At 57.5% G+C, this 3,870-nt stretch carries 5 protein-coding genes; 1 reads left to right on the top strand and 4 read right to left on the bottom strand.

Translation table 11 applies throughout. From position 1 onward, the window contains the following. Positions 1-78: 78 nt before the first annotated feature. The 4 genes from BN1134_RS03955 to tnpA all read right to left on the bottom strand — a co-directional run bounded on the left by BN1134_RS03955 (position 79) and on the right by tnpA (position 2,403). Positions 79-1,368: an ISL3-like element ISPpu12 family transposase gene (locus BN1134_RS03955; protein WP_011918377.1), complete on the bottom strand. Its 1,290-nt coding sequence runs from the start codon at positions 1,366-1,368 to the stop codon at positions 79-81. A 21-nt stretch (positions 1,369-1,389) separates the two neighbouring features. Next, positions 1,390-1,644, bottom strand: a complete 255-nt coding sequence (gene lspA / locus BN1134_RS03950) for a signal peptidase II (RefSeq protein WP_425524540.1) — start codon at positions 1,642-1,644, stop codon at positions 1,390-1,392. A 91-nt stretch (positions 1,645-1,735) separates the two neighbouring features. Next, a complete protein-coding gene (gene tnpB, locus BN1134_RS03945; protein WP_029303615.1) occupies positions 1,736-2,101 on the bottom strand; it encodes an IS66 family insertion sequence element accessory protein TnpB in 366 nt (121 codons plus the stop codon). Then, a complete protein-coding gene (gene tnpA, locus BN1134_RS03940; protein ID WP_005325174.1) occupies positions 2,101-2,403 on the bottom strand; it encodes an IS66 family insertion sequence element accessory protein TnpA in 303 nt (100 codons plus the stop codon). Before tnpA ends, tnpB begins: the two co-directional genes overlap by 1 nt. Positions 2,404-2,547: 144 nt before the next feature. On the opposite strand from tnpA, the gene BN1134_RS03935 reads away from it, so the two are divergent. Continuing rightward, positions 2,548-3,810 carry an ABC transporter substrate-binding protein gene (locus BN1134_RS03935; RefSeq protein WP_198133136.1) on the top strand — a complete coding sequence of 421 codons (1,263 nt, stop codon included), beginning with the start codon at positions 2,548-2,550 and terminating at the stop codon, positions 3,808-3,810. The last annotated feature ends 60 nt before the right edge of the window (positions 3,811-3,870 follow it).

Here is a 3,870-nt window from a genome sequence, read left to right as displayed (position 1 = left end):
AATCCCTGCGTATTTAATTTGGGTATACGGATTTAATGGTTGATGGGGCACCTTCACCCCATCAATCTGATACCACCCTCAGATGGTTGATAGATCGACTCCGTAGTTGAGTTCCTCTGCGAAGTCCGGCAGTCCGTAACCGATGGTTTTCTTGTAGAAAGGAGAGACCTTCGCAGTCGGTGCCTTCTTCTTGTGCTTCGTGGTGTAGAGCATTCGTGCCCGCATCACCTCGAAGGAGTAACCGCGCCCTTCACGGTTCTTGTCCTTGGCCAGTCGGTTGATGGACTCCGTGTAAGCGTTGGTGACGGGCATGTCCGTCTCGAAGTAGGTCATGGTCTCTTCGCGCCAGTTTCCCACTGCCCTGACCAGATCGCTCCAGACTTCCTTTTGGCCCTTCGGGATGGTGGCTATCCACTCGTCCAGGGCGGCTTCTGCCTGGAGCCGTGTGGTGGCGTCCCAGATGCCGTAGAAGCGCTCCTTGTGCTCGTAGGCGGCCAGCAGTTGCGGGAACGCGCCTGTCCAGGTCTCCATGATGAGGCGCTCCCGGTCTGAGACTTCGTGAGCGCGTTTCAGCAGGATTTTCCGGTCTCCCTTGAGAGTCCGGCTCTGGGACGGTTTCAGCTCCTTTCTGAGGCCCTTGCGCACTCTCTCTAGGGCATCGTTGGCCATGCGCACCACATGGAACTTATCGACCACGATACGGGCCTGGGGCAGCACAGCCTTGACCGCTGCCCGGTAGGGGTTCCACATGTCCATGCTGACGATCTCGACCTTCTGCCGGTCTTTCAGCTTCATCAGGTAGTTGGTCACCACGTTCTGGCGGCGGGTGGCCAGCAGGTCGAGCAGGGTTCGCTCCTCAATGTTGGTCAGAATGCAGCGGTAGCGCTTGTTCAGGTATAGCTCGTCAATGCCCAGGATGCGGGGCGTCTCGAAGCGGTGCCAGCGCCCCAGGAACTCGGCGCGGGCGTTGAAGATGTCGCGCACCGTCTTCTCGTCCAGGCCGGTCTGTGCCGCCACAAAGGTGTAGGGGTGGTTGAAGGATTCCTTCTCCACGTACTCATGCAGCCGCAGTGTCATACGGAATCCGTCCACCATCTCCGGTAGCTGGGGCCTGAATGTTGTCTTGCAGGCCCGGCAGGTGTATCGGCGGCGGACCACCCAGAGAGTGACCCGCTTGCCGTGGATGGGCAGATCACGATAGGGAACGTCACGCTTGCCGAACCGTACGAACTCACCCTGCACGCCGCATTCCTCGCAGGCGATGGGATCGGGCACGTCCACCTGGAAGTGCATTTCGTCGTCGGTTGATTTGCAGCCCAGTACTTGGTATTGCGGCAGGTGAAGGATGTTGTCGGGAAGTTCGGTCATGGTGTTGTATAGGCGTAGGTGTCAGTCAGATCCATCCGGCTCGGCATTGGTGTTTGCTTTTTTACCCAACAAGCTGCTGGAAACGAAAAGTAAGGCACCGAGGACAATTGCAATATCAGCCAGGTTGAAGGCCGGCCAATGCCAGTCTCGCCAATAGAAATCAAAGGAATCCACAACATAGCCGCGAAAGACCCGGTCAATCAGGTTGCCCATGGCGCCACCGAGGATAAGACTGTAAGCGATGGCTTCTCCTTTATGACGATTTTCAAGGATCACTGAGATCAGGTGATGGGGTGAGGTTTTTCAGCGTCATTTTCATGAGGAAATTATAACAAAAACAAGGCGGTAAAGCACGAGGTTGGCGGTATTAAAGCGTCTCATAATGCAGTGTTTTATGGCCCTGCATCAAGGAGATATCGTAGCCATCGAGCAACCAGTTTATCTGCTCGGAAGAGAGGGAGAGTAGCTCATCGGCAGACGATGGCCACTTGAATTTCTCCTCGGCCAGCGCCTTGTAATAGAGCACAAAGCCGTTGTCCTCCCACATCAGACACTTGATCTTGTTGCGGCGGCGATTGGTAAAGGCATTGAGGGCACCGGTGAATGGGTTGTGCCCCAGTTGCTGCTCGACCAGCGCCGCCAGGCCGTGGGCCTGTTTACGAAAATCGATAGGAGCCCGATAGAGGTAGATCTGCGGCATGGTCAGTGCCGGACGCAAGTAACGAGGGCGCATTACAACTGCCTCATGATAGCGCCGAGCAAATCGATATTGCCCGGATGTAACCCGGAGAGAGTGATCCCGTTGGGTAAGGTGAGCGTCAAGCCAACTTCGGTCCCGACAGGAGCAGGCATGGCTACTCTGACAAAGCCAGGAAGAGAGTCCGAGTCTACAGGCTGTTCGAGCTTTTTACGCCAGTAAGCAAACTGGTGATAGACCAGTGCCTGGCTTTTGCAAAAGGCGTGGCCGGAGAGGCCGGAGTCAAGCCAGGCAGTGATCTGCTGCTGCCAAAAATCAGCACGTTCTTGAGTGGTCATAGTGAAAATCCAGCGAAGAGGTAATGGATTTCAAGTGTGACGAGCTGATTTTGGGAAAAAAAGATGCCGATTCAAGGGCGCTTACCCAACACAGCGAAAATCCGTGTGCTAGACTCAATGTTTGGCCTTCTTCGGATCACTACCATGTCCAGGCAGTTGATAAGGGCGTTAGCTCTACTGGTTTGCAGTTTCCCCTTTTGCCAGAGTGGGGCGCTGGAGCTGGCCGTGATGCATGGCAACAAACAGAAGCGGGATAATTTTGTGGCCGTGCTACGGGATTTCCACACCGAAACCGGTATCCGGGTACAACTGCGGACCTACACAGACCGCGAGTACAAGGCCCGCTTTCCTCGCTGGCTGGAGGCGGATACCTCACCGGATCTGCTCAACTGGCAAGGCGGGGAGCGCCTGCTGGCCTATGTCCGTCAAGGCGCCTTGAGACCCATGGATGAACTGTGGCAACAGCAGGACTGGCAAACCAGTTTCGGCAAGGCCATGCAGGCCGCCGTCTCCTGGCAGGGACACACCTACGCCCTGCCCTACAGCTACTACCACTGGGGCCTCTTCTACTCCAAAAGCACCCTGCAACGCGCCGGGCTCACCCCACCGACCACCTGGGCACAACTGCTGCAAAGCTGCCCCCTGTTACGCAACAAGGGGATAGTGCCGCTGATGTTGGGCACAAAAGAAAGCTGGCCAGCCCTGGCCTGGTTTGACTATCTGAACCTGCGGCTCAACGGCTTGGCCTTTCACCAGCAGGTGACACGAGGAGAAGTAGATTACCGGGATCCGCGCATCCGGCAGGTATTCAGTCATTGGCAGCAACTGATCGCGGCCCGCTGCTTCAATGACAACATGATCCGGCTGGATTGGAACGACAGCATCCCCTACCTCTACTACGGCAAGGGGGCCATGACACTGATGGGCAGTTTTACCATCCCCAAGCAGCGCATTGACGACATCCAGACCCTGCCCTTTCCCACCCTGCGCGCCGATATGCCGCGCTATGAAGATGCCCCGCTGGATCTCTTCGTGCTACCGGCCCGCGCCAATCCGCGCATGATGGAGGTCAAGCTCCTGCTGGCCTATCTGGGCCGCCCCGAGGTGCAGCTCCGGCTCAATCACCAGCTCGGCACCTTCTCCCCCCACCGGCAAAGCCAGCAACAGCTCTCCGCCATTCAAGCGGCCAGCAAGCAGGTGCTGCAGGGCGCCGCCGGTTTTGCCCAATACTTCGATCGGGATGTGCCGCCGGACTTTGACCGGGCCGCCACCCCCATCATGGCCCGATTTGCCAGCCACCCCGATATAGAGCACACCCTCACCCAACTGGAGGCGCTGCGCCAGCAACACTACACCACCAGCCCAGCCCCTCTAACCACACCCCCCACCGGCGTCCCCCCGCCTTGATAACCCCAGACGCCGCCCAGCGCCTGCCCAAGCCACAGCGCCAGTGAAACAGCAATAAAA

Origin of the sequence: Aeromonas simiae (genome assembly GCF_000820125.1) — a bacterium.
GTDB lineage: Bacteria > Pseudomonadota > Gammaproteobacteria > Enterobacterales > Aeromonadaceae > Aeromonas > Aeromonas simiae.
Note: the sequence above shows the minus strand (reverse complement) of the source record. Positions and strands in the feature narration are given on the sequence as shown.

Coding starts and splice junctions, on each gene's coding strand:
- tnpA (WP_005325174.1), bottom strand. CDS start 2,403: ATGACCACTCAAGAACGTGCTGATTTTTGGCAGCAGCAGATCACTGCC.
- tnpB (WP_029303615.1), bottom strand. CDS start 2,101: ATGCGCCCTCGTTACTTGCGTCCGGCACTGACCATGCCGCAGATCTAC.
- BN1134_RS03955 (WP_011918377.1), bottom strand. CDS start 1,368: ATGACCGAACTTCCCGACAACATCCTTCACCTGCCGCAATACCAAGTA.
- BN1134_RS03935 (WP_198133136.1), top strand. CDS start 2,548: ATGTCCAGGCAGTTGATAAGGGCGTTAGCTCTACTGGTTTGCAGTTTC.